This window comes from Lachnotalea sp. AF33-28 (assembly GCF_003477885.1).
In the GTDB taxonomy this organism is placed as follows: Bacteria; Bacillota; Clostridia; order Lachnospirales; family Lachnospiraceae; genus AF33-28.
On record NZ_QUEE01000002.1, the window covers coordinates 141,123 to 164,700 of the forward strand.

The following is a 23,578-nucleotide window of genomic DNA, read 5'->3' on the forward strand; positions in this document are numbered from 1 at the left end:
ATAAAGCCAGCTATCACAGGAGACTGTACCTATGGATAAAATCGGAAAGGATCTCTTCAGGGCCATACATGAAGGGAAATGGCTGCAGATTGAATACCAGAATAAGCAGGATCAGATCACGAAATACTGGATCGGCATACGGGATCTGGATCCGCAGGATATGTCGCTGTCCGTGGACGGACTTCACATCGTGAAGCATACCGTAGCCGCATTTGACAGAATCTATATCGATGCGATCTGCTCCAGCTATGTGATCGAAGGTTCCTATCAGGAAAAGAACCAACGGTTGATCCGTAACATCGCTGAGGAACCGGAGAAATACGAGCGGATCTTTGGCAATGTGGCGAATCTGAAGATATTGAACTATCTGGCGGAATGCAACCGGCTGGACACCACGCCCTATTACAGCGATTATGCGCTTCTGCACCAGTTTGACGGCCAGAAGTTACAACTGGAGTCCGGCGGCATCGGCGTTTACACCCTGTCTCCCCAGCAGTTCGGGAGCCTGATGGAGGAATTCGGCCGGGAGGGACATAAGCCCGGAAGACTCCGTCAGATAGAGCTGGGGCTGAATCTGTTAAGCGTGCATCTCCCGGGAAAAAAGGAGCTCTATGTCCTGGCATACCGCAGGCTGTTGTTTGATATAAAGGGCAGATGCTTGAGGCCCGCGGAGGATATTACGATCTGCTATGAGTATGAAATACTGGAGTCCAGACAGAGCATACGCCAGTTTTTGGATGCAGAGGATTTTGGGCTGCTGGAGGATTTCGAAAAAAATGCGGAACTGATCAAAGATAAGATCACCCGTCAGAACCGCTATCTGCACGGAGTGGATGATATGCCCTATATGATCGCCATTGGCCGTTTCCCGAAGGTAGATTTGAAACGGGAGTATGACGCGGTGATCCGCAGTTACAGCAGGGGAAAGGATCAGGCCGCCGCTCCGATCCGGGCGTTCTTTGGCGATCTGACCTCCAAGCCTGTGAGAAGAAAGGATTATCCTTTTGCGCTGCTGAATAAGCGTGTGAATCTGGATCAGCTGCTGGCTGTCAACAACGCTATGAAGTACCCGCTGGCCTATATCCAGGGACCGCCGGGAACCGGCAAGACCACCACCATCATCAACACGATCACCACCGCCTTCTTTAACGGCAGGACGGTGCTTTTTGCTTCCTATAACAATCATCCGATTGACAGCGTATTTGAAGAAATGTGCGGCTTTCATTGCAGGTATGGGCGCATCCCATTTCCCATCGTCCGGCTGGGCAATGACGATAAGGTGGAGGCGGCCCTGGATTATATGAAGGATATTTATCTGGAAACACAGGACATCACCATACTGGAAGAAAATCTGGATAAGAACAGGAAGCGGGAAGCCCAGAAGCTAAAACAGCTGTCGGAGCTTCTGAAAAGATATGAGGAATATATCGATCTCCAGGAGAGAAGGGACGCCATCGATAAGCTGGAAGTAACTCAGATGCAGCATTTCAACTTTTATGCGGATCTGCATGACCGGCAGAAGAGTCAACTGGAACAGCGTATGAAACAGCTGGGCGACATAACGGTTGAGACGGCTCTTGGGCTGCTGCCCCAGGATGAAAAGTATCTGTTCCAATACTTCTATTTTGCATCCGCACGCTGTATCCGGCGGCTGGATGAACCGAAGAACGAAGAGTTAAAAGAAATCATCCTCTCCGGCGGGGAAGACCGGGTGGAGCAGTTTAACATCTATCTGTCCCGTGAGGATAATGTGGAACGGTTTCTTAAGATATTTCCCATCGTGGCGACCACCTGTATATCCGCGCATAAGATCGGAAAGCCCAAGCCTTATTTTGATATGGTTATATTGGATGAAGCGAGCCAGTGCAATACGGCTGTTTCCCTGATTCCGGCGATACGCGGGAACAACCTGATGCTGGTGGGGGATCCGCAGCAGCTAAATCCTGTGATCACGCTGAATCCCAGGACCAATGATGTGCTGAAGCGGATGTATTATGTGACGGATGAGTATGATTATATAAAAAATTCCATTTATAAGACCTATCTGGCCTGCGATTCGGTGAGTGATGAAGTGCTTCTTAGCCACCATTACCGGTGCCACAAAAAGATCATAGAGTTCAATAACCAGAAATACTACCACGGAAGGCTGAAGATAGACAGCCGTACAGAGTCCGATGCACCGCTGGAATACCGCAAGATCCTTCCGTCATCCACCGCCTTGCGCAATACTTCTCCCGCTGAGGCCGAGGAGATTGTGAACTATGTCAGCCGCCATCCGGAAAAGAAGATCGGCATCATTACGCCCTTTACAAACCAAAAGGAATGCATTCGGGAAATGCTGGAGTACCATAAGCTGCAGAATGTACCCTGCGGGACCGTACATGCCTTTCAGGGGGATGAGAAGGATGTCATACTGTTCTCACTGGCTGTGACGGACAAAACCGGGGAAGGGACCTATAGCTGGCTGAAAAACAATAAAGAACTGATCAATGTGGCCATTTCCAGAGCCAGGGAAAAGCTGATCATCCTGGCGGACGACATAAATATGCAGCGTCTGCACGGGATGAAGCCGGAGGAAGAGGACGACCTCTATGAGCTGCTCCAATATGTAAAGCATAACGGTGAGACCACCGTTACGCCCAGAAACAGCAGCTCCCGGGCATTGGGCATCAAGCCCTACAGCACAAAAACAGAAGAGGCTTTCCTGGAGAATTTAAATCATGCGCTGGACAATGTGTTAAATGGGGAAGGCCGCTGTACGATTAAAAAGGAAGTGCCGATCAAACAGGTTTTTGAGGAAAATGTGCCGTATCTGGATCTGTTTTATACCGGTCAGTTTGATTTCGTCGTATATCAGAGAAACTATGCAAAGCAGGAGATCCCCATTCTGGCCATCGAACTGGACGGGAAGGAACATCAGGAGGACTGGGTTGTGAGGCGGCGGGATGAGAAAAAACAGCAGATCTGCCGCGCACACAATTTTGAGCTGATCCGCATAGATAACACCTATGCCAGGCGGTACCAGCATATAAAGGATATACTGATCGATTACTTTAAAAAGGTGAATGGCAGATAACAATTTAAAATTTAAGCTAAACTTAAGGAGGAAACAGTTTGAAAAAAATAAGTATGATTCTGGCGGCTCTGCTGTTAACCGTATCTCTTACAGCATGCGGCGCCGGAACAGGGAAAGTCACGGATATGCAGGTCCGTGAGAGTGGGCTTACAAAGGAAGAACAGCAGATACTGGAGCTTTTCGGCATTTCGGATATCGGGCATATATTCGATTATCAGATAAACAGCCAGATAAAGGCGATGAGCATTAACCTCTATGTGCTGAAGGAGGATCTGACCTGGGAGAATTACGGAGGCATGTCCGGAGAGGCGGCAAACTCCCAGGGAAGGATCGCGGTAAGTCTGGAGGAAAATGTCCGGCTGGCACTTCAGGATGAGAGCGGGATTCAGGCCGTGACGATAGATCTTGGGGATCTTGACGCCTGGAAAGAGAGCACGGCTAAAGCGGCTTCATGGCTTACGGAAAGTGCAATTACTGACGGAGAGGAGATCCCGCTGGCCGTTCTGATTGAGACAAGTTCCAATGAGATACGCACCTATGGGACGGAGGCCTATTTTGAGCCGGAACGGCTGGGCGGGCACGAACTGGTGGTGGCGGTTACACTCACCTTTACGGAAATGCCAGTTCAATAGGAGGAATACGGATGTGTGTTCAAGTAATCCGCTTTCGGCGGATGACAGAAGAGAGGAGCAGGAAGAAGGAATGAGAAAAACATTTTCAGCCAGTCTGTGTTACAAAGGCGCGCACGGAGGCGGCATCAGAGTGGACGAAAACGGGATCCTCTACAGATGCCAGAAAGCTGTGTTGCCGCAGGAGTTAAAAAGAATCGCAATCCGTTATGCGGATATCAAAAGCGTGAACCGGTGTCGTTCGCTTAGGATGTTCCCCGCAGTGAAAATTGGTTTGAAAGATGGGAGACAATACAAATTCATCATATTCGGCCGAGAACGTTTCATGAGGTGTCTCAAAGAGGTTTCATGTAAAAGAGTGCTGGCTTAGCGGCGCTCAGATTCAAACAGTTGGAGGAGAATCCCGCAAGCGGGATTCTTTTTCAATAGGAGCGTTTGCGACTATGATATGAGATCTTTACTTCCTTCAAAGCCCAGGTATTTCAGAGAACTGATATCATAGGGAATAGGCTGTCCGGCCAGCTGGTCCATGAGTGTGGCGGTGGAAACACCGCCCTCATAGTGCGTGATCCGATGTGTTTCCACCGCGCGGTAAAGCAGATCGAGCGTAAACCCGTCCTTTAGCAGGACAATCGGAAATGCCCTGTATATACAGGCGGCCAGAATCATTATGCCATATGCCGTGAAAAACGGTGTGGCGATTACGTATCGGATGTGCTGCCCGGCATATTTCTCAAAATCCATCTTATCCAGATAGGAGAGGATGCAGGAATCCAGATTCTGTTCTGACAGCTGTACGATCTTGGCATTGCCGGCGGTGCCCGATGTACAGAGCAGGACTGCAGGCTGATCCGCACCTGTGTCCGGCGGCGGATCAATATTTTTGCAGGTACAGGACGGCTGATTTTCCATATAAATTACAGGTATCCGCCCGGAAGCGCATTCATAGATCTGTTCAAAGAGCGGCTGGAATTTAAGGGAGGTTATTATGGCGGATACGGATGCCTGTTTCAGCAGCCCTGCGACCTCATATCCGGTCAGACGGAAATTGAGCGGAAATACAGCTCTGCCAGACATCAGTACCCCAAAAAAGGCGGCGATAAAATCCGCATCGTCGGGCAGTAATACCGCCGCGCAGCCCTGTGAAATGTTATGCAGCTGCTGTTGCAGCGCAGCAGCCTTCTGGCAGAGCATCCGGTAGGAGACAGTTTCCTCGTCGTCCATGATGCCGATGCGGTTGTCATTTGTTCGGTTTAATAAAAGTTGTCTGATCATTAGATATTACCGCGCTCCTTTAACCTGATTTCTATTAGTTCGATGAGACGGCCCACAGATCCGAATACAGATTCTTTCATCCGTTACAGGATCTGCGGCCGGCTTTAGTCTCGTAATGACCTGTTCAATGATATGAATGTTCCTGCTGGGATATCAGTGACTCATTTGACAGTTTATGCCGCCTGCCGCCGGTTGATGATAAATATATCGGTAGAGCCTTCTAATTATTCTATCATCAGGTCTTTAAGCCACGCCAAGACCAGTCATGCGCGGATGGCTACGAACAGCAACAGAAGCCGAAAGACATATAAAATTAAGATAATATAATCTGTCAAATTCTATTGTGATATGATAGAATATACATAATTCTTTTTTTCAGACATTGGAACGGAGGAGTTGCCGATGAGAGTTCGGATTGCTTGGCGGGGAACACAGACAAAAACAGGAAGCACAGCAGGGACTGGCTGGCAGCTACAGGAGGAAAACAGTTGAAAGAAGACATTGAAAAAGTAAAGAAGTATTATGATGATGGCCCGCAAACAGAGTGGGACAGACTCGATCAGCATCCGTTCGAGTTTATACTCACCACCTATATGATGGATAAATACATAAGGCCGGGGGACCGTGTGCTGGATATCGGAGGAGGTCCAGGCAGATATTCCGTATACTATGCGCAGAAGGGCTGCGAAGTCACCCTGGTGGATCTCTCGGAAGGCAACATAGAATTTGCCAAAAAGATGGCGCAGGAAAAACAGGTCCCGCTTCAGGCTGTCGCAAAGAACTGCCTGGAACTAGAACAGCTGGATCTGGGAGAGTATGACCATGTATTTTTGATGGGCCCGCTCTATCATTTGGGTGAAGAGAAGGAGAGAGAGCTGGCGGTAAAGCTGGCATTGGAGAAACTGAAGGCTGGGGGCAATCTCTACTGTTCTTTTATCATGAATTTTGCCGGAATTATATTCGATATGAAGAATGGGCCGGGATGCCTGGAAGAAGATATAAAAAATGAGTTTTTTGGGAAGGTTCTGGATTCCATTGTCACAGGGACAGAGTATGCAGGCCCCGCATTCGCGCCGGTCTGCTTTATCAGCCCGCGGCAGATCGTACCGTTTATGAGCCGTTTTGCACTGGATCAGCTGCATCTCTTCGGCCAGGAGGGAATCCTTTCCCCCAATGAAAATCAGATATTGGGATTTCCGCAGGCGGAGATCGATCTGTGGGTGGAAACCGCCAAAAAGTTTCTGGAGATACCGGAGCTTTTGACATATTCCGAGCATGCGATGTATATCGGGCGCAAGAGATAGGCGGGGAGGTAAAGAGCGGTGACGAAAGACAAAACCGGGCGGATACTTGCTGCCCTGGATCAGACTTACGGAATAACCAAGGAGGGGTTTGTGCACAGCCAGGACTGGCAGCTGCTTTTAGCCATCATGTTAAGCGCGCAGAGCACGGATAAGCAGGTGGATGAGATGCTGCCCTCCCTGTGGGAAAAATTCCCCACAGCGGAGTCTGTCGCAGAGGCTCCGTTAGAAGAGATTGAACAGGCGATCCGTTCCGTCGGCCTCTATAAAAACAAGGCAAAGAACATGAAAAAGTGCTGTGCGCAGATAATCGTAGAGCATGACGGAAAGGTACCGGTTACTATGGAAGAGCTGCTGACCCTGGCGGGAGTGGGAAGAAAAACAGCCACTCTGTTTCTGGCGGATGCCTACGGCATCCCCGGTGTGACCGTGGATACACATGTGTTCCGCATATCACGAAGGATCGGATGGGCAAAGGGCAATAATCCGGTTAAGGTCGAACAGGAGCTGATGAAGGCGCTTCCCAAAGAGCACTGGAACAGGATTAATTTTCAGCTGATTTACCACGGGAGAACGGTGTGCACGGCCAGAAAATGCCACTGCGAAAACTGTGTGCTGGAAGCCTGGTGTGAGAAGCATCTGTAGGAGAACGACAAAAGTTTCAGCGTAAGTACGGGATAAAGCGCCAGTTCACTGAAGTGTACGTAGGCCACCAGCTTTCGGTTGGTGACATGAAACTGCGAAGGAGGGAAGAGATCCCATGGATTACAGATATATAATTTTTGATGTGGATGATACGCTGCTGGATTATCGGCGTGCGGAGTCGGATGCGTTGAAGAAGGTACTGGATGCCTGTGGCATATCGGATGGGGAACGGCTGGCTGAGGAATTTGCGGCCATCTGTCTCATGGAATGGAGCCGTTACAAGATGGACGAAACGGCTGACAGCGAGGTGCAGCAGGATTATCACAAACGTTATTACGAATATTCCGTCAAGCGGTTTGAGGTGCTGAAAGAACGGATCAGCACGGCTATGACGGCGGAGGAGATGAGCCGCCGGTATCTGGACGCGTTTGCTTTGGAAAGGGGGGTTCTGCCTCACGTGCGTCAGGTCCTAAGGATGCTGGCGCGCAGCCACAGGCTGTTTGTCGCCACAAATGGGCTGGCCTTTGTGCAGCGGTCCCGGCTGAAGAGAATTCAGAGCTATTTTTCACACATATATATATCAGAGGAAATGGGGATGATTAAGCCGGAACGGGCTTTTTTTACCAGAATCTTAAACGAGCAGGGAATAGAAAATGCGGAAGAATGCCTGATGGTCGGAGATTCGCTGACCTCGGATATTGCGGGGGCAGCTTCTGCCGGCATGCATACATGCTGGTTTAATCCGAATCACAAGCAGGCATCTGCACAGACTGTACCGGACTATGAGATAGCAGATCTTAGGAAACTGCTGGCTTTGCTGTCAGCGGAGTCATAAAGGCAGAGACAGAAGCTCGATCGGCAGTGAAACGGCAAATGGGCCGTAAGGAGGAATGACGGATGTATCTAACAGGGAATGACATCAGACAGGAAGAAAAATTTAATCTGGATTGGTTTTTCTATCATGGGGAATCGGCGCCGGAACAGCCTGGCAGCTTAAACCTTAACGGTTACCGAGGTGTAAAACTGCCTCATGACTGGAGCCTGGACTATCCGTTTCGTGAGACGGCAGAATCCTGCGGATCAGGCGGATATGTGGAAACCGGGATCGGATGGTATAAAAAGCTGTTTGCGGTTAAAGAGGAAGCTCTGCAAAACCGCCGCGTTTTTATAAGCTTTGAGGGCGCGTATATGCGTGCCTGCGTATGGTTGAACGGGGAATATCTGGGAGAGCATATCTATGGATATACGCCTTTTGAATGGGATGTTACGGAGCTGTTAGAGGGCGGAGCGGATGCGGTGAATGTGCTGGATGTGCGCATCGACAATTCGGCACAGCCGAATTCCCGCTGGTATTCCGGTTCCGGCATCACCAGGAATGTATGGATCAGGAGCGTGGGTGAGACCCATGTGAAAACGAATGGCATATATGTCCGTCAGGAAAAGGTGACCAAAACAGAAGCAATTCTTTCTATAGAAACGGATATAACGGCCGGCAGCCCGGTTAAGATAGAGCATACAATCCTCTGTCCGGACGGCAGTGCAGCATCGGTTTGTGTCTGTGAAGAGGTGAAGGGGCACGGTGATGCAAAGGCAATTGTATCCGGGCCGAAGTTATGGTCGCCGGATGAACCGGCTCTTTACTGCGTGATCACCAGGCTGTACGATGGCACAGGAAACATACTGGATGAGGTGCGGACGAGAATCGGTCTGCGTCAGGCTGTATTTGACTGCGATAAAGGGTTTCTGCTAAACGGAGAGCCGGTCAAGATAAATGGCGTATGCCTGCATCACGACGGAGGATGCGTGGGTGCGGCGGTGCCGCGCCAGATTTGGAAACGCCGTCTGGAGAGATTAAAGGCTATGGGGGCAAACGGTATCCGAATGTCCCATAATCCGCCGGATCCCGGCCTGCTGGATCTGTGTGACGAACTCGGATTTCTGGTTATGGACGAGTCTTTTGATGAGTGGTGCATCCTGAAGGGGAAAGAGCTGGGCAGCAATACACATGAGAGCAGGGGGTATTCCGAATGGTTCGAGCGCTGCCATGAGGAGGATCTGGAGGCCATGCTTCGCCGGGACCGCAATCATCCCTGCATAGTGATCTGGAGCATCGGCAATGAAGTCCCGGATCAGACCGATCCGAACGGGCATCTGACCGCGCGGCATTTGAAAGAAATCTGCCGGCGTCTGGCCCCGGACCGCCCTGTAACCGCGGCAAATGACCAGATCTGTGCGGAACCGAGAGCTGCGAGGCAGGAATTTTTAGATGAGCTGGATGTGGTCGGCTATAACTATGTGGACCGGTGGCGGACCAGAGCGGAAAATTTCTATGATGATGACAAACGGGCTGACCCGAAGCGGTGTATGATCGGCACCGAGCACCGCAGCTGTGGAGATGTGAGGGATGAGTATCCTCTGCCGGGAGAGATGGGCTGGTGGCGGCAGCCGTATTACAGCATGCCGGTCACAGTGGGAAAACTGCTGAAATTTACGATGACCCATGATTATGTGGCAGGTGATTTCATGTGGACCGGAATAGACTACCTGGGAGAGGCGCAGTGGCCTAACCGGTCCTCCAGCGCAGGAGTCATGGATACCTGCGGCTTTGAAAAATACGGATATTATTTTTATCAGAGCATCTGGAAGAGAAAGGATGCGATGGCGCATCTAATTCCACATTGGAACCTGGATGTGCCGGAGGGAAGTATTGTGCCGGTGCTGGGCTTTACCAACTGTGAAAGCGCGGAATTGATTCTGAACGGGAAATCCTACGGCAGAAAAGCAGGTACCTATCCGTCCTATGGGATGACGCAGAGGTACGGCCACTTTGACCGGGAGCTGATTGCTGTCAATACGGATGATATGTTCCTTAGCTGGGATGTGCCGTATGAACCGGGCTGCATTGAGCTGATCGGTTACAGGCAGGGCGCGGAGGTATGCAGGCATACTGTACATACCGCGGGGGAGCCCTATGCGCTGAAGGCTTCTGTTTATCAGAAGCATGCCGCGGCGGATGGCCTGGATGTGGGGCAGATCGAGGTGGAAGTGGTGGATGCCCGAGGGTTCTGGTGCCCCCAGGCGGACCGCGAGATACTGTTTGAAGCGGATGGGCCGGCGGAGGTGATCGGAGTGGATAACGGCAGGCCGGACAGCCATGAAAGCCTGCGGTCCGACCGTATCCGTGCCTTCCACGGGCGCGCATTTACCGTGATCCGTTCCAGCGGTGAAGCCGGCAGATGTACAGTGAAAATGAATGCGGCGGGGCTTCAGAGCGACAGTGTGGAAATTATATTTGAGTGATGTATCCGGTTGAAACGTTATTCAAAGTTAAATTCCTCTTCCCAGTTGAAGAAGGCGGAGGATTCGATGCTGTCCGGCCAATGGCGGCACCAGACGGGAACTGAGGGCCGGTCTGGCCTGTCAAGGCTTGGTGTATAGGGCTTGATATCGAGCACAGGCGTGTGATCATCCGCATCGGTATAGGCAATTCGGATGATGCCGTTTTCGTGATCGATGTCAATTACTTCTGAAGTGGTCAGCGCGATGGGATTGGGACGCAGCGGGGATCTGGTAGCGAAGATTCCCATAGTGTCAGGGCCGTGTTTATAGGGCTTTTGAGCCTGCAGCAGGGAGCGGGACAGCTCATCGTCAAAGCCGCTGAACCACCAGATGACTTGGATGTGGCTGAACCCTTCCAGCGCCAGCAGAGCCGGGACAAACTTCTCCTGTATTTTTATGCAGCATCCTTCCTCACTGTTTCGGATCACTCCGATGGGATTTACTTTCATTTCTGTCATAAATTATTTCCTCCATTTCGATTTAGTAAATGGAGTATAAACCCTCACATCATGTGAGAGTCAAGGGGATCTGCAGTTCCACCAGATAACGGGCAGGATCGTCTTCATTCCACGGTCCTCTGTGTACGATCTGCCGGTCTGGCCCGGACATCCTGTAACGGCTGTTTTGCTGGAGCCATCCGGCAAAAGCCGCATAGGAACCGGCAATATTGGAAAATGGGCCATATGCCATGGTGCTGGCCATAACCGGCACCGCCTCAATCGTGCGGTATAGGAATCGCCCTGCACTTGTTCCGGCATGTTTGACCGGCACACACAGCTCCACATCCACATCACGCTCTCTGTAATCAGGATCATGATAAACCGAAAACACGCAGTCCGTGATCTGCACCGGATGTTCGGAAATAAAAGAAGAGAGTTCTTTCCACAATTCGCCTTCAGCATAATAATCGGGAATGGTTCTGCGAAGGGTGAGTGCCTGGCAGGCAGGTATGGATTTCATGAGAATTTGACAGTGCATTTCGTCCTTACTGCCGGCTTTCACAGCTTTCCTTGCAATTTCTATCTTGCGCAGTTTTTCCCGGTCCTCCTGTATCCGCTTAAGAATCTCGGCAGATTTACGGTCGAGCTCTTCTTCGGTCAGGCCGCTGAATTCGTTGTTAAGTATTGCTGCGATTTCTGAAACTTGAAAACCGCTGTCTCTAAGATAGATGATTCTGTTCAGCACAGGTATCTGCTCTGCGGAGTACATCCGGTAGCCGGTCCAGGGATCCGTTTTAGCGGGCGTCAGCAGCCCCGTTTCATCATAATATCGGAGCATACGGATCGAAACTTGTGTCAATTTAGAAAATTCACCGATTTTAAACATTGTGTCACCGCCTTTTCTACATTATAAAGGATATGAATTTATTTCAACCTGAAACAGAGCGGATTAGTTCATCACTGTAAACAAGGGATAAATTGCTGATCAGTCTTAGGAGAATATAAGGAGATTATAAAAAAATGGAGATAAATGTACAGGACTTTTCAGGAAAGTTTGAAGTGCGACGGCTTCAGGAAAAGGATATTGAAGAGATTCACGAATTGTGTTTGGGAAATCCGGTTTACTATGAACATATGAAATCCCCGGTTTCAGCAGACAGTATCCGTGAGGATATGAAGGCACTGCCGCCTGGAGTTGAATGGGAGGATAAATTCTATATTGGCCACTATCAGGACGGTAAGCTGGTTGCTGTTACGGATCTGATCCTGGGTTATCCGGACCTCCAGACGGCCTGGATCGGATTCTTTATGATGAATCGGAAGCTGCAGGGAAGAGGAATCGGTTCCGGCATTGTTGCGGATATGCTGAACTATATCAAATCAGCCGGATTTATGTATGCGGGCCTGGGATATGTCAAAGGAAACAATCAGAGCGGCAGCTTCTGGCGTAAGAACGGATTCGTGCCGACAGGCGCAGAGAGGGAAAACGGGGATTATACAGTTGTTGTGATGCGGCGCGAACTCTGAGATGAGGTTGAATGAGCAGGGGGAGGGATTAAGATGAAATGGAATTGCAGAATATATCCTGACAAAGGAATTTTAAAAGCAGCAGCTTCCTATGACAGGGAAGAACTGTCAGAGCAGCATTTTTTATTGAACCGTGATTTTGCCATACATGAGATCCGATGCGATGGCACCAAAGTTGTTCCTGAGATAACCCAGGTTTAGATTAACGGATGGTATATGGAATATTGTGTACAGAAGGTGGCGGTTCCGGGAAACTTTAAAAATCTGGAGATATTCTATACCGGCCGCTTATCTGTAACTGTCCCCGACGGTTATGAGGTGATCGCTACAGAGAGACTAAAGAGCCGGATTGTTCAGGCAGACAGCGTGCAGTTTGCTTATGAAGGAAGCCTTGCTGTCAATAACTTTAATTGTTCAATTGCCCCCTATAAAAAGGTGACTACAACTGTCGGAACCTTTTTCCTGCTCAATGACTGCTTGAATATTGATGTTGAAGATATTATGAAAAAGGCTCATGAGTTTATGAACAGCCATTTCGGCGTGCGCAATATAGCCGCAGATACTGTGTATGCGGCTATTCCGGAGAATTTTGGAAACTTTGCATCCGCTGATGCTGGAGTTGTATATGTGCAGGAATCCACATTTGCATCTGCGCGGGCGATGGGAATGATCATCCATGAGTTTATACATTTGGGGTGGAATGCAAAGGCAGAAGGCATAGTGCAGCGAATAAGATTTTTTGATGAGGCGTTTACCTGTTATTTCCAGATGAGAGTCATGGAAGTTCTGACCGGCGATAACGATCTGGTGCATTATTATATCAACAGCTACAGGCAGCAGATGAACAGCGGAAAGTATGAACTGGTTCCAATTAGTGAATTTGGGAAATATGAATATGGGGATCTAAATTTTTCAGAGTATAATTTTTCATAAAGTTCAGATGCAGGTGTTAATGTAATTTCTTTGTCTCCTCTGCAAATGAGTATGGTATCCGGCTTGGTGAGTGATGCTTCGGGATATATGGATAGGGTTTCTGGTTTTGGACCTGCTTGGGCTGTACTGCTGCAGCCACAGGTTAGGGTTAGAATGATCAGACATATTATACTGCCTGCAATTTGTTTTTTAATTATTGTTTTTATTTTATTCTGCCCCATAGAAGACCTCATTTCTATAGATATCAACAGGAAGTATTTGCTTATATTTTAGCATGTATTATATATACATTAAATAAGAGTATAGCAATAAAGCAATGAAGAAAATCAATATGGTTACTGCTAAAAAAAGTTATTTATATTATTTAGTATCAAACGTTTAGAGACGAGCATATTATATTGTGATAGCATATGTATATAAAAATGCTTGTATTTTGCTTTTTAATGTAGTACAATTAAAACACAAGGAAAGGAGTGATTTTATGGCACAGATTAGCTTGCGTGTTGATGATGATGTGAAGCGCGGTGCTGAGCAAACCTTTGATGATATTGGCTTGAGTATGTCAACTGCAATCAACATCTTTTTGAAAAAGGTTGCCAGAGAGCGGCGCATACCCTTTGAATTGTCTGCAGATCCATTCTATTCCGAAAGCAATGTACGTTATCTGGAAAAAAAAATGGAGGACTACAAGGCAGGGCGGCTTAATTTAATCGAACATGGACTGATAGAGGAATAACAATGCAGATAAGAGTGATACAATGGGATTTTGACGCATGGGAAGATTATTTGTATTGGCAAGGACAAGACAAAAAGATACTGAAGCGGATCAATCAGCTTGTAAAGGACATATGCCGAAATCCGTTTGAAGGGATAGGAAAGCCGGAGCCGTTGAAAGGCAACTTGACTGGCTTTTGGAGCCGCCGTGTGGACGAAGAACATAGGCTTGTTTATGCGGTTGAGGATAGTGCGGTGGTGGTTATCTCATGCCGGGGACATTATGACGATTAGAGGACGGGAAACTGCCCTCTTTTCTTTACTAAGTGATAATTTTTGTTAACATAAGGGTGGCGGAGATGGTGGTGACAAGATTCGACAAAATATGTTTGTATATGATTAAAAGTAGCGTCATTAAAACTAAATCGTATAGCAATAGAATATACCCAACAAGAATTGATTTTCTTAGAAAAAACTTTGATAAGCACGGACACCGTAAAGAATAGGAGGGCTCTATGTGCGATGTAACAATACGCGTGATGACAATCGACGACTATGACCAGATCTATGATTTATGGATACATACGCCGGGAATGGGACTAAATAATCTGGATGATTCCAGAGATGGCATTGCGAGATATCTTAAGCGGAATCCCACGACCTGTTTTGCGGCTTTGCAGGGCGGCAAAATTGTAGGGGTAATATTAAGCGGCCATGACGGGCGGAGAGGGTATATCCATCATACAGCGGTTGCTGTACAGGCGAGGCGTAAGGGAATAGCGGCCGGGCTTGTGTCTCATGCTATGGAGGCGCTGAAGCGTGAGGGTATTCATAAAGTTGCTCTGGTGGCATTTGAACGCAACCTGGAAGGCAATGCTTTTTGGGAATCACAGGGCTTTTCGGTGCGGGAAGATCTGGTCTACCGCAATAAGAATATCAGTGAACTGATCCGAATGGATACATGAACGCATACACGGGAGGAAGAAAAATGGATCTATACCGATACTGGTCGGACACGCTTAGGCAGGATGCTGCTGCGATGAGAAGATACTTTCATCCGGATGCGCACATCAGATGGCATAATACCAACGAGCTTTTTACAGTGGATGAATTCATTCGGGCGAACTGTGAATATCCCGGCCAATGGGATGGAATTGTGGAACGGGTGGAAAAAACGGAAGATCGGATCATAACTGTAACCCATGTATTTACAAAGGATAAGTCGCTGTCGTTTCATGTGGTATCCTTTATCCGGTTAAAGGAAGATAAGATTATTTCCATAGATGAGTATTGGGGAGACGATGGTGCTGCACCGCAGTGGAGGCAGGATAAGCAGATCGGGCGCCCGATAAAATAGCGGTTAAAATACGGCACGTTGTTTATGACGTGCCGTATTTCATTCTGTGTGAAAGCCGGTGCAAAAGCAGGCTTAAAGAGGAGATGCCGGACGCATACAGGCAGCTTTGATCCATTCCATGCTGCGGCGGACATCGGACAGCCCATCAGGTACCGGATTGTCATTTTCCACGATCACCCATTCCGTGCCGATTTTTTCAGATGCTTTAAGAATGTCGGCGATATCGTTTTTTCCTTCTCCAACTGCACAGGGGTGGCCGTTTTCATCGCCGTCTTTTAAGTGTACAAGGGCGATGTCTTTCGCATGCTCCAGCAGATACTGTGCGGGTGAGACACCGCTGTGGTATACCCAGTAGGTATCCGGCTCCAGCCGGGAAAACTGCTGGATGCGGTCGATGGGACGGATGCCGTCGGGCAGGGGCAGAAATTCATGGGAATGGTTATGATAAGCCATTGTGATGCCGTGGGGCTCTGCTGCAGCCTTTGCCGCCTCCATCACGCGCTGAAGCCTCTCAAGGTCTGCTTCGCTGCCGGTGGGGGAGTAGGAGCAGGCAATAATTTTGGCGCCGTGGGCCAGAGTGTAGGAGATGATTTCCTCCAGATTGTTTTCCAGACGGTCCACACTTTCATGGGAAGAAACTGCGATCAGCCCGGACTCATCCAGCGCATCTTTAATCTCCTCCGGCGTCAGCCCGGCGTAGCCTGCAAACTCAACACCTTCATAGCCCATTCCTTTTACTTCTTTTAATACTTTTCTAAAATCCTCGCCGGAATGTATGCAATCCCGCACGGAATAAAGCTGCAATCCGATTTTCATCGTAAACCCTCCTTTTCCTGTCACCAACCGCAGGTTGATGACCTACGCACACTTCAGTGTGCTTCCTCTTTACTGCTGTCACCAACCGCAGGTTGATGACCTGCGCACACCTCAGTGTGTTTCCTGTCACCAGCCGGAGACTGCTGATTATGCATAATCAGTCTCCGGCTCATTAATATTTTGATCTATGCACCTAACCCGTCACAGTCTGACAGAGATGCTGGCATGGGTCCGCGCGGATTCAAAGACCGCGTCGATCACGCGCATGACGCGCAGTGCCTCTTCCGGTTTGACAATGAGCTCGGTCAGTCCCAGATCCGCGTCTCGGAAATTGCGGTAATAATCCCTGGCGTCACAGGCAACCTCCGGCAGCTCTATCTGCTCGATGGTTTCCTTGGGACGGGGAGCCATGGTACGTGTGGGGCCGGCCGCGGTGTATACGATGCCGGATTCCCAGTGCATCTCGCTGTTTTTTGCGCGGACAATCCTGCCGTCACAGCTGAAGCTGTCGATCTGCAGCGTTCCCGCATCTCCGGAGACATGCCAGCGGGGCAGATTAATAAAGGTGTAGGTATCCACCTCCACCAGGGCGGAGAGCCCGTTTTCAAAGCGCAGCAGCAGTTTGAAATTATCGTCGACCTCCGGGAATTTCACGGAGAGCAGGTGGGCGTAGACTTCCGTCACAGGGCTGTCGACCATCCACATGATCTGATCGATCAGATGTACGCCCCAGTCCAGCAGCATGCCGCCCCCGGCTTCCTTTACACAGCGCCAGTCACCGGGTATGCCCTTGCTTCCCTGTACGCGGGATTCTATATAAAAGGGAGTACCCAGAGTGCCGGCCTCCACCGCTTTTTTAACGATCAGGAAATCGCGGTCCCAGCGTCGGTTCTGGTGTACGGTGAACTGGCGGCCGGTTTTGCGGCTCACTGCCAGCACTTCTATCAGCTCTTCGGCATTCATCATGACCGGCTTTTCACAGATGACATTCTTGCCGGCCTCCATGGCCTGTATGGAGAGTGATTTATGAAAATTATTCGGCACCGCGATAATCACAGTGCGGATGGAAGGGTCTGCAAGAAGCTCTTCCAGGGTGTCGTATCCATGTATTCCCTTGCTTTTTGCCAGGGTGATTCTTTCCGGGTTGATATCATATACGCCTGCCAGATGAAATTCTTCCGGCAGTGTGAGCAGCTGTTCGGCATGATAAGCACCCATGCCGCCATAGCCGATGATCGCTATTTCATACATTGCGTTTTCTCCAGTCCATATTTTGATGCGGTTATGGGTTCAGGCCCAGTACATATCCCCCTCGCGGGATTCAAAAATGATTGTGCGCTTCAGCACTTCGATCGCTTTCTCCAGCCCCTCGCGCGTGCTCATCAGGCCGTCTTCATGTTCGATGGAGATCACGCCGTCATAGCCGACCTTGCGCAGTTCACTGAAGATTGCGCGCCAGGTATCCTCGCCATGCCCATATCCCACGGTGCGAAATACCCAGGGACGATCTTCAATCCTGTCAAAGGACGGCGTATCCAGCACACCGTTTACCGCGGTATTGTAAGCATCAATGGCCGTATCCTTGGCATGAAAATGGTAGATGGCCCCCTTCAGGGCGCGGATGGCCGCGAGGATATCGATGCCCTGCCAGAACAGATGGGAGGGATCCAGATTCGCACCGATCACCGGCCCAACTGCTTCGCGCAGGCGCAGCAGTGTGGAAGGGTTATAAACACAGAAACCGGGATGAAGTTCGAAAGCGATTTGATTCACGTTGTGTGCCTGGGCGAACGCGGCTTCTTTTTTCCAATAGGGAATCAGCTTTTCGTTCCACTGCCAGTCGCGGATTTTCTGGAAATCCGGCGGCCAGCTGGCGATGGACCAGTTAGGGTATTGGGAATTTTCGCAGTCTCCCGGGCAGCCTGAGAAACCTACCACCGTATTTACCCCGATCTTTTCCGCCAGACAGATAGCGGCTTCGAACTGTTCATGATAAGCGGAGGCAATCTCCCTGTTCGGATGGACAGGGTTTCCGTGGCAGGCCAGGGCGGCGATATCCAGCCCGTATTTATCGATGGTTTCCATGAACTGGTCGATCAGCTCGGGATGCTCCATAAACTTGACGGCATCCGCGTGAGCGGTGCCGGGGGTGCCTCCGCAGCCGATCTCCACCTGCTGCACTCCCAGGCTTTTTAAATATGCCAGTGTTTCGTCGAGGGAGAGATCCCCCAGAAGAACGGTTAAAACGCCTAATTTCATAGTATGTGTTCGGGAACCCGCGTCTTATTTGCAGGTTCCCCGCTCCTTTCCTTTGGCATTAATCGAAATAAACGGCTTTGCCGGTACGCGCGCTCTCGTAGATGGCATCCAGTATCTGCGTCACCACAAAGGCCTGCTCTGGTTTCACTACCAGCTCGCCCTTGCCCTGTACAGCATCCAGCCAGACATTGCATTCGAAATCTTCGGCAGACATCACGGACGCACCTTCAAAGAATGCGACACCCTGAGGTGTGGCTGTCTCGGGTTTGGTCACGGTCTGCTTGTCATATACGATATGGTTGATGCGCAGGCCGTCTTTCATATCGGCGCCGGCCTTTGTGCCGCAGAGCATGGTCATGGCTTCGCCGACATCCAGCGTATTGAGCGCCCAGGAAGCGTCGATCGTGATAACGGCGCCGTTTTTCATCGTTACAAAACCGAAAGCGGAGTCTTCTACCTGATAATCCTCATTGTCCCAGGGGGAGAAACCGTTGCCCTGTTCGCCGGGCTTTAACAGGCGGCCAAGCTTTTCAAAGCTTGCGCCCATAACGCTTTGCGGCTCGTAATTATTCATCATCCAGAGCGTCAGATCCAGAGAATGGGTCCCTATGTCGATCAGCGGTCCGCCGCCCTGCAGCGCTTTATTAGGGAATACACCCCAGGTGGGAACGCCGCGGCGGCGGATGGCCTGTGCTCTCGCGTAGTAGATCTCACCCAGTTCGCCGGCCTCACACATGTGCTTTAACACCTGGCTGTCCTGGCGGTAGCGGTTCTGGTAGCCGATGGTCAAAAGCTTCTGGCTTTTGTCCCTGGCTTCCAGCATTTTTTTTGCATCTGCAGGGGTTGCTGCCATGGGCTTTTCACACATAACATGCTTTCCGGCTTCCAATGCGGCCACAGTCAGCTCACAGTGGGAGATGTTGGGGGTCAGCACATGTACTACTTCGATGCTCTCATCTTTTAACAGTTCGCGGTAATCAGTATAGACGTCCGCATTTTCCGTACCGTATTTTTCAGCGGCTTTTTTTGCACGCTCGGGGATCAGGTCACAGAATGCCACGATATCCACGCGGTTTTTCTGATGGGAGAGGGCGGGGAGATGCTTGGCATTTGCGATCCCGCCGCAGCCGATAATTCCTACTTTAATTTTGTCACTCATGATGATTCTCCTTTCTTATTTCACCAGCTAAGGCTGATGAGCGCACACATCAGTGTGCTTCCTCTTTATGCCACCGGCCGAAAGCTGATGGTATAGGCGCATAGTACAGACACACAACCACTGTTTAAAGGATTGAATCCACCCTGCCCTGCTTCGGTACAGGCCCGTCTACCGGTGCTGCCCAGCGGACCGCGTTGCAGATCACCTTCTGGATATCCGGGTTATAGTAGGTGGGGAAGGTCTCGTGACCCGGCTGGAAATAGAATATGCGTCCCCGTCCCCGGTGATAGCAGCAGCCGCTTCTGAATACCTCGCCTCCGGAAAACCAGCTGATAAACACAAGTTCGTCCGGACGGGGTATTTCAAAACGCTCGCCATAAGTCTCTTCTTCCTCCAGCATGATGTGCTCTCCCAGACCTTCGGCAATCGGATGGCCCGGCTCGATCGTCCAGAGAATCTCCCGGTCGCCGGATTCACGCCACTTCAGATTGAACGTATTGGTGCCGCACAGCCTGCAGAATATTTTGGAGGCGTGGGCGGAATGAAGAAGTATCAGCCCCATCCCATTCTGAACGCGGTCATAGACCCTGCTTACAATCGAATCGTCCACCCGGTCATGGGCCATATGGCCCCACCAGACGAGCACGTCGGTGCTGTCTAAAACCTCTTCCGTCAGACCGTGTTCCGGCATTTCCAGCGTAGCTGTTTTGACAGACATTCCTGCCTTCTGCAGGAAACCGGCGATGCAGCCATGTATCCCATCCGGGTATACTGCCGCCACTGCAGGGTCCAGCTTTTCATGGAGATACTCATTCCATACTGTGACACGGATATTTTTTGTTTCCATATATGCGCTGCTCCTTTGCAAAATTGGTTATTGAGGTTTCCTTCTACTGCGATTATAATAAAGTCAGTTGGCTTTGTCTTGCCAGTTTACGTTTCTTTAGTGACAAATATTACTGTGTTGACGGCAGCCGGGACGCGGCTATGCCATGCGTCCCCAGAGTGCTTGACGGGGGTATGATTTGCAGGGATATTATGAATATTCAAGGGACAATTACCGTGTGCCTTCCTGCTGGAAGGCGGTCGACAATGCGTGCGCACCGCATTTTCACAGCAGCATAGAGCTATTATATGTGACAAAAGGAGAGATCCATGTAGCGTTAAACGGCTGGCCGACGAAGGTGGAGGAAGGATGTTTTTTAATCTCGCCCAGCTATGCGGTGCATTATTATCAGACGGAAGGCCATTCCAGCGCGTATGTGCTGACGGTTCCCCTGGAGGTGATTCCCTCCTATAAGGCGCTGCTGGCCAAAAAAACGTTTACGGACTGCTGCAGCCGTGACCATTCAGACGGGGAGATCCTGCACTGCCTGGAACGGCTTTGCAGCCTGACCTCGGATACGGAAAAGATGGAATCGCTTTCGGGCAGAAATACGGTCAAGGGATATATCTATGTGCTGCTTGGACATGTGATCGAAGAGACCGGCCTGCGGGATTTTACGGAGAGCCCCAACGCGTCCCTGGCCAGGGATATCCTTTCGTATCTGCAGGAAAATTACCAGAAGGAAATCACGCTGGATTCGCTGGCGCAGACCTTCGGTTACAGCAAAAGCCGGTTTTCCCATCTCTTTCACCGGTATTTTGGTAGCGGCATATCGGAATATGTCAATGACCTGCGCTGCCGGTCTGCGGTGGAAGCCATCACCGGTCAGGAGCTGTCGATGGTGGATATCGCGATGAGTGTCGGGTTCGAGAGCACGCGCACCTTTTACCGGGCTTTTAAGCGCTGCTATGGGATGACTCCGTCCGAGTATGCCAGCCGGCATATGGTAGGGGCGGCTGCTGATGCAGCCAAGAAAGAGGCCAGGGAAAAGGAAGAGGAAAAAAGCATGGAGGCCTGTATGCCGGATCCCTGTCAGCAGATGCAGAATATATGCCGGCAGGTTCTGCAGAATCCGTGAGCATATTCTGCCCTGTCATTCGCGGTAGGTTTACGACAGCCGTGAATAGTAACATAAGATTTATTAGGTAGGTACTGAAACGGTTGACAAAAGAAAATGCATAGAGAGACTGCACCGGCAGACGAGAAGTTTCGAATTGCCGATGCGGTCTCTTTTTACGTCTGCAAGAACGAATAGCAGTCGAATGAGCTGTATATCTCCTGCAGCTTATACCCCAAAATCCGCAGCTTAGGGCGGCCGGCATTGCATATCCTGCAGCCGGCCGCTATACTATGTTTCATAGAACAGTACATACTATGATACAAAATGCTCCGCAAGGATCATACTTATTTCAGCTTTATCAATCAAGGCAGCGAGGAGTCTTTCCTATGAAGATTACAATTCAAACGGATGAAACACAAACAGAGATCGCCGTAGATATCCGGTGTCCGGGGCTTACACCGGAACTGGAAAAGGTGATCTCCCTGCTTAGGACACTGGATATGAAGCTTACCGGGCAGAAAGAACGCAGCACCTATATACTGGATGTATCCCAGGTGCTGTATATTGATTCGGCGGATAAAAAAACATTCCTCTATACTGAGAATGAGGTCTATGAGTCGGACCTTAGGCTGTACGAACTGGAAGAACAGCTGGCCAGAGCGGATTTTATCCGGGCGGGCAAATCCAGCATCGTAAACCTTAGGCGGATCATGTCCTTGAGGTCGGAAATAGACGGACGGATCCGCGTCACAATGTCAAACGGAGAAAAGCTGGTGGTATCCAGGCAGTACGCAGGGATCCTGAAACAGAGGCTGGGGGTGAAATGATGGAAGAAAAGAAAAATATTTTCAGTTTTATCGGAGAAGCGTTCTGTACGTATTCGATTGCAGTCATAATTCTAACCATAACGGCTGCGGTGACAGGCGATGAGGCGGGAGAAATCTCCACACTGTTTCGGTTGGGGAGCCAGGGGATTCCTCTAAGCGCGTTGGTACAGTTTCTGGCGGTGGCCTTTCTGACGACGGGGCTGCGCTATCTGTTCAGCATGGATTGGATGGTAAAAAGGGTTCCCCCACTGCTTCGGGTGCTGTTCATGTGTGTGTTGATCGTGGCGTGCATCGTCCTTTTTACAAATCTGTTCGGATGGTTTCCGGCGGATATGTGGGAGCCCTGGGCAGCATTTGCAGCCTGCTTTCTGCTGTGTTTTGCGGGAGGAACCGTCACAATGATTGTTAAGACCAGGCTGGAAAACCGTCAGATGGCGGAGGGACTTAGAAGGCTGAAGGAAAGCATGGGAAAGGAAGAGAAGGATGAAGTCTGAATGCATAAGAGTTAGAAACCTGTTCCGCGGATTTAACGGAAAAAACGTGCTTGACGGAATTGATCTGGACGTGGCGGGCGGAGAAATCTTCGGCCTGCTGGGACCCTCAGGCGCCGGAAAGACGACGCTGATACGCATCCTGACCGGTCAGCTCAAAGCCGACAGCGGGGAAGCGCTGATATGGGGAAAACGTTCGGATAAACTGGAAGAGGCAGATTACCGGAGAATCGGTGCGGTGATGGATGCTGCCGGCTTGTATGATCGGCTCAGCTGCTATGATAACCTGCTGCTTTTTACCAGGATCTATGGGCTTAAGCCGGACCGGATTGCTGAGGCGCTTGAGACGGTGGGGCTGGCGGACGCTGCGAAAAAACCGGCCGGCCGGCTTTCTAAGGGAATGAGACAGCGCCTGGTATTAGCCAGGGCGGTACTGCATGAACCGGATCTGCTGTTTCTGGACGAACCTACAAGCGGTCTGGACCCAAAAACTGCTGCGGCAATATGGGATCTGATCAGCCGGAGCCAGCAGAAAGGCGCGGCCGTATTTCTGACCACCCATAACATGGAAGAGGCATACCGGCTCTGCGGTCACATCGCGCTGCTGGATCGGGGAAAGATTATTGAATATGGCGTGCCGGAGGAGATATGCAGGAAATATGACAGTAATCACAGCATTTCAGTCCTGCTTAAAAGCGGGGAGCAGGTGATTGTACCCAATATGAAGGCGAGTGCCGGACAGATTCGGAGCTATTTCGAGGCGGAGCAGATCGTATCCATCCATTCCCAGGAGCCGGATCTGGAGAATGTATTTATCCAACTCACAGGAAGGAGGCTGGACTGA

General features: G+C 50.1%; 26 protein-coding genes. 18 read left to right on the forward strand and 8 right to left on the reverse strand.

From position 1 onward, the window contains the following. The first annotated feature begins 31 nt into the window (after positions 1-31). From DWZ56_RS03125 to DWZ56_RS03135, 3 genes are read left to right on the forward strand one after another with little or no spacing between them, the layout of a single operon-like run. Positions 32-3,076, forward strand: a complete 3,045-nt coding sequence (locus tag DWZ56_RS03125; protein ID WP_118554935.1) for a DEAD/DEAH box helicase — start codon at positions 32-34, stop codon at positions 3,074-3,076. Positions 3,077-3,114: 38 nt separating this feature from the next. Beyond that, complete coding sequence (locus DWZ56_RS03130) at positions 3,115-3,708, forward strand: hypothetical protein (protein ID WP_118554936.1); 594 nt, start codon at positions 3,115-3,117, stop codon at positions 3,706-3,708. A 13-nt stretch (positions 3,709-3,721) separates the two neighbouring features. Next, positions 3,722-4,075, forward strand: a complete 354-nt coding sequence (locus DWZ56_RS03135; RefSeq protein ID WP_118554937.1) for a hypothetical protein — start codon at positions 3,722-3,724, stop codon at positions 4,073-4,075. A 71-nt stretch (positions 4,076-4,146) separates the two neighbouring features. Here the strand turns inward: DWZ56_RS03135 and DWZ56_RS03140 are convergent, their stop codons facing one another. Then, complete coding sequence (locus DWZ56_RS03140) at positions 4,147-4,980, reverse strand: AMP-binding protein (RefSeq protein ID WP_118554938.1); 834 nt, start codon at positions 4,978-4,980, stop codon at positions 4,147-4,149. A gap of 488 nt (positions 4,981-5,468) precedes the next feature. Between DWZ56_RS03140 and DWZ56_RS03145 the strand changes: the two genes are divergently transcribed. The 4 genes from DWZ56_RS03145 (at position 5,469) to DWZ56_RS03160 (ending at position 10,226) form a co-directional block, all read left to right on the forward strand. Further along, positions 5,469-6,284 (forward strand): class I SAM-dependent methyltransferase, encoded by an 816-nt coding sequence (locus DWZ56_RS03145; RefSeq protein ID WP_147369377.1) that lies wholly within the window; start codon positions 5,469-5,471, stop codon positions 6,282-6,284. 18 nt (positions 6,285-6,302) lie between these two features. Next, a complete protein-coding gene (nth, locus tag DWZ56_RS03150) occupies positions 6,303-6,926 on the forward strand; it encodes an endonuclease III (RefSeq protein WP_118554940.1) in 624 nt (207 codons plus the stop codon). Positions 6,927-7,041: 115 nt separating this feature from the next. Then, on the forward strand, positions 7,042-7,761 hold the full coding sequence (locus DWZ56_RS03155; protein ID WP_118554941.1) for an HAD family hydrolase: 720 nt from the start codon (positions 7,042-7,044) through the stop codon (positions 7,759-7,761). A 62-nt stretch (positions 7,762-7,823) separates the two neighbouring features. Then, positions 7,824-10,226 carry a glycoside hydrolase family 2 TIM barrel-domain containing protein gene (locus DWZ56_RS03160; RefSeq protein ID WP_118554942.1) on the forward strand — a complete coding sequence of 801 codons (2,403 nt, stop codon included), beginning with the start codon at positions 7,824-7,826 and terminating at the stop codon, positions 10,224-10,226. 17 nt (positions 10,227-10,243) lie between these two features. Here the strand turns inward: DWZ56_RS03160 and DWZ56_RS03165 are convergent, their stop codons facing one another. Next, positions 10,244-10,723: an SAM-dependent methyltransferase gene (locus tag DWZ56_RS03165; RefSeq protein WP_118554943.1), complete on the reverse strand. Its 480-nt coding sequence runs from the start codon at positions 10,721-10,723 to the stop codon at positions 10,244-10,246. A gap of 49 nt (positions 10,724-10,772) precedes the next feature. Further along, positions 10,773-11,591, reverse strand: coding sequence for a MerR family transcriptional regulator (locus DWZ56_RS03170; RefSeq protein ID WP_118554944.1), 819 nt, complete (start codon positions 11,589-11,591; stop codon positions 10,773-10,775). A 134-nt stretch (positions 11,592-11,725) separates the two neighbouring features. Between DWZ56_RS03170 and DWZ56_RS03175 the strand changes: the two genes are divergently transcribed. The 7 genes from DWZ56_RS03175 (at position 11,726) to DWZ56_RS03200 (ending at position 15,236) form a co-directional block, all read left to right on the forward strand. Further along, positions 11,726-12,232, forward strand: a complete 507-nt coding sequence (locus tag DWZ56_RS03175; protein WP_118554945.1) for a GNAT family N-acetyltransferase — start codon at positions 11,726-11,728, stop codon at positions 12,230-12,232. A 33-nt stretch (positions 12,233-12,265) separates the two neighbouring features. Then, on the forward strand, positions 12,266-12,433 hold the full coding sequence (locus DWZ56_RS22660; RefSeq protein ID WP_158584422.1) for a hypothetical protein: 168 nt from the start codon (positions 12,266-12,268) through the stop codon (positions 12,431-12,433). Between the two features lie 15 nt (positions 12,434-12,448). After that, on the forward strand, positions 12,449-13,165 hold the full coding sequence (locus DWZ56_RS03180) for a hypothetical protein (protein WP_118554946.1): 717 nt from the start codon (positions 12,449-12,451) through the stop codon (positions 13,163-13,165). 481 nt (positions 13,166-13,646) lie between these two features. After that, positions 13,647-13,901, forward strand: coding sequence for a type II toxin-antitoxin system RelB/DinJ family antitoxin (locus DWZ56_RS03185; protein WP_118554947.1), 255 nt, complete (start codon positions 13,647-13,649; stop codon positions 13,899-13,901). A 2-nt stretch (positions 13,902-13,903) separates the two neighbouring features. Continuing rightward, positions 13,904-14,173 (forward strand): Txe/YoeB family addiction module toxin, encoded by a 270-nt coding sequence (locus DWZ56_RS03190; protein ID WP_118554948.1) that lies wholly within the window; start codon positions 13,904-13,906, stop codon positions 14,171-14,173. 221 nt (positions 14,174-14,394) lie between these two features. Continuing rightward, positions 14,395-14,844: a GNAT family N-acetyltransferase gene (locus DWZ56_RS03195; protein WP_199679541.1), complete on the forward strand. Its 450-nt coding sequence runs from the start codon at positions 14,395-14,397 to the stop codon at positions 14,842-14,844. A gap of 23 nt (positions 14,845-14,867) precedes the next feature. Next, on the forward strand, positions 14,868-15,236 hold the full coding sequence (locus DWZ56_RS03200) for a nuclear transport factor 2 family protein (RefSeq protein WP_118554949.1): 369 nt from the start codon (positions 14,868-14,870) through the stop codon (positions 15,234-15,236). Between the two features lie 72 nt (positions 15,237-15,308). Here DWZ56_RS03200 and DWZ56_RS03205 read toward each other — a convergent pair whose 3' ends face one another. From DWZ56_RS03205 to DWZ56_RS03225, 5 genes are all read right to left on the reverse strand, one after another. Beyond that, complete coding sequence (locus tag DWZ56_RS03205; RefSeq protein WP_118554950.1) at positions 15,309-16,052, reverse strand: sugar phosphate isomerase/epimerase family protein; 744 nt, start codon at positions 16,050-16,052, stop codon at positions 15,309-15,311. Between the two features lie 201 nt (positions 16,053-16,253). Further along, positions 16,254-17,303, reverse strand: a complete 1,050-nt coding sequence (locus DWZ56_RS03210; RefSeq protein WP_118554951.1) for a Gfo/Idh/MocA family protein — start codon at positions 17,301-17,303, stop codon at positions 16,254-16,256. Between the two features lie 39 nt (positions 17,304-17,342). Next, positions 17,343-18,311 carry a sugar phosphate isomerase/epimerase family protein gene (locus DWZ56_RS03215; protein ID WP_118554952.1) on the reverse strand — a complete coding sequence of 323 codons (969 nt, stop codon included), beginning with the start codon at positions 18,309-18,311 and terminating at the stop codon, positions 17,343-17,345. A gap of 58 nt (positions 18,312-18,369) precedes the next feature. Further along, on the reverse strand, positions 18,370-19,470 hold the full coding sequence (locus DWZ56_RS03220) for a Gfo/Idh/MocA family protein (RefSeq protein ID WP_118554953.1): 1,101 nt from the start codon (positions 19,468-19,470) through the stop codon (positions 18,370-18,372). Positions 19,471-19,594: 124 nt separating this feature from the next. Beyond that, positions 19,595-20,317 carry a ThuA domain-containing protein gene (locus tag DWZ56_RS03225; protein WP_118554954.1) on the reverse strand — a complete coding sequence of 241 codons (723 nt, stop codon included), beginning with the start codon at positions 20,315-20,317 and terminating at the stop codon, positions 19,595-19,597. 178 nt (positions 20,318-20,495) lie between these two features. On the opposite strand from DWZ56_RS03225, the gene DWZ56_RS03230 reads away from it, so the two are divergent. From DWZ56_RS03230 to DWZ56_RS03245, 4 genes are all read left to right on the forward strand, one after another. Then, positions 20,496-21,434, forward strand: a complete 939-nt coding sequence (locus DWZ56_RS03230) for a helix-turn-helix transcriptional regulator (RefSeq protein ID WP_118554955.1) — start codon at positions 20,496-20,498, stop codon at positions 21,432-21,434. A gap of 368 nt (positions 21,435-21,802) precedes the next feature. Further along, positions 21,803-22,243 (forward strand): LytTR family DNA-binding domain-containing protein, encoded by a 441-nt coding sequence (locus tag DWZ56_RS03235; protein ID WP_118554956.1) that lies wholly within the window; start codon positions 21,803-21,805, stop codon positions 22,241-22,243. Further along, entirely contained in the window at positions 22,240-22,737 is a 498-nt protein-coding gene (locus DWZ56_RS03240; protein ID WP_147369378.1) for a hypothetical protein, read from the forward strand. The genes DWZ56_RS03235 and DWZ56_RS03240 overlap by 4 nt, the downstream gene beginning before the upstream one ends. Then, positions 22,727-23,578 carry an ABC transporter ATP-binding protein gene (locus DWZ56_RS03245; RefSeq protein ID WP_118554958.1) on the forward strand — a complete coding sequence of 284 codons (852 nt, stop codon included), beginning with the start codon at positions 22,727-22,729 and terminating at the stop codon, positions 23,576-23,578. The genes DWZ56_RS03240 and DWZ56_RS03245 overlap by 11 nt, the downstream gene beginning before the upstream one ends.

Bases quoted from the DNA above. Each gene is read 5' to 3' on its own strand.
- DWZ56_RS03125 (WP_118554935.1), top strand. From the start codon at position 32: ATGGATAAAATCGGAAAGGATCTCTTCAGGGCCATACATGAAGGGAAA.
- DWZ56_RS03140 (WP_118554938.1), bottom strand. From the start codon at position 4,980: ATGATCAGACAACTTTTATTAAACCGAACAAATGACAACCGCATCGGC.
- DWZ56_RS03155 (WP_118554941.1), top strand. From the start codon at position 7,042: ATGGATTACAGATATATAATTTTTGATGTGGATGATACGCTGCTGGAT.
- DWZ56_RS03160 (WP_118554942.1), top strand. From the start codon at position 7,824: ATGTATCTAACAGGGAATGACATCAGACAGGAAGAAAAATTTAATCTG.
- DWZ56_RS03165 (WP_118554943.1), bottom strand. From the start codon at position 10,723: ATGACAGAAATGAAAGTAAATCCCATCGGAGTGATCCGAAACAGTGAG.
- DWZ56_RS03170 (WP_118554944.1), bottom strand. From the start codon at position 11,591: ATGTTTAAAATCGGTGAATTTTCTAAATTGACACAAGTTTCGATCCGT.
- DWZ56_RS03175 (WP_118554945.1), top strand. From the start codon at position 11,726: ATGGAGATAAATGTACAGGACTTTTCAGGAAAGTTTGAAGTGCGACGG.
- DWZ56_RS22660 (WP_158584422.1), top strand. From the start codon at position 12,266: ATGAAATGGAATTGCAGAATATATCCTGACAAAGGAATTTTAAAAGCA.
- DWZ56_RS03180 (WP_118554946.1), top strand. From the start codon at position 12,449: ATGGAATATTGTGTACAGAAGGTGGCGGTTCCGGGAAACTTTAAAAAT.
- DWZ56_RS03185 (WP_118554947.1), top strand. From the start codon at position 13,647: ATGGCACAGATTAGCTTGCGTGTTGATGATGATGTGAAGCGCGGTGCT.
- DWZ56_RS03190 (WP_118554948.1), top strand. From the start codon at position 13,904: ATGCAGATAAGAGTGATACAATGGGATTTTGACGCATGGGAAGATTAT.
- DWZ56_RS03195 (WP_199679541.1), top strand. From the start codon at position 14,395: ATGTGCGATGTAACAATACGCGTGATGACAATCGACGACTATGACCAG.
- DWZ56_RS03200 (WP_118554949.1), top strand. From the start codon at position 14,868: ATGGATCTATACCGATACTGGTCGGACACGCTTAGGCAGGATGCTGCT.
- DWZ56_RS03205 (WP_118554950.1), bottom strand. From the start codon at position 16,052: ATGAAAATCGGATTGCAGCTTTATTCCGTGCGGGATTGCATACATTCC.
- DWZ56_RS03210 (WP_118554951.1), bottom strand. From the start codon at position 17,303: ATGTATGAAATAGCGATCATCGGCTATGGCGGCATGGGTGCTTATCAT.
- DWZ56_RS03215 (WP_118554952.1), bottom strand. From the start codon at position 18,311: ATGAAATTAGGCGTTTTAACCGTTCTTCTGGGGGATCTCTCCCTCGAC.
- DWZ56_RS03220 (WP_118554953.1), bottom strand. From the start codon at position 19,470: ATGAGTGACAAAATTAAAGTAGGAATTATCGGCTGCGGCGGGATCGCA.
- DWZ56_RS03225 (WP_118554954.1), bottom strand. From the start codon at position 20,317: ATGGAAACAAAAAATATCCGTGTCACAGTATGGAATGAGTATCTCCAT.
- DWZ56_RS03235 (WP_118554956.1), top strand. From the start codon at position 21,803: ATGAAGATTACAATTCAAACGGATGAAACACAAACAGAGATCGCCGTA.
- DWZ56_RS03240 (WP_147369378.1), top strand. From the start codon at position 22,240: ATGATGGAAGAAAAGAAAAATATTTTCAGTTTTATCGGAGAAGCGTTC.
- DWZ56_RS03245 (WP_118554958.1), top strand. From the start codon at position 22,727: ATGAAGTCTGAATGCATAAGAGTTAGAAACCTGTTCCGCGGATTTAAC.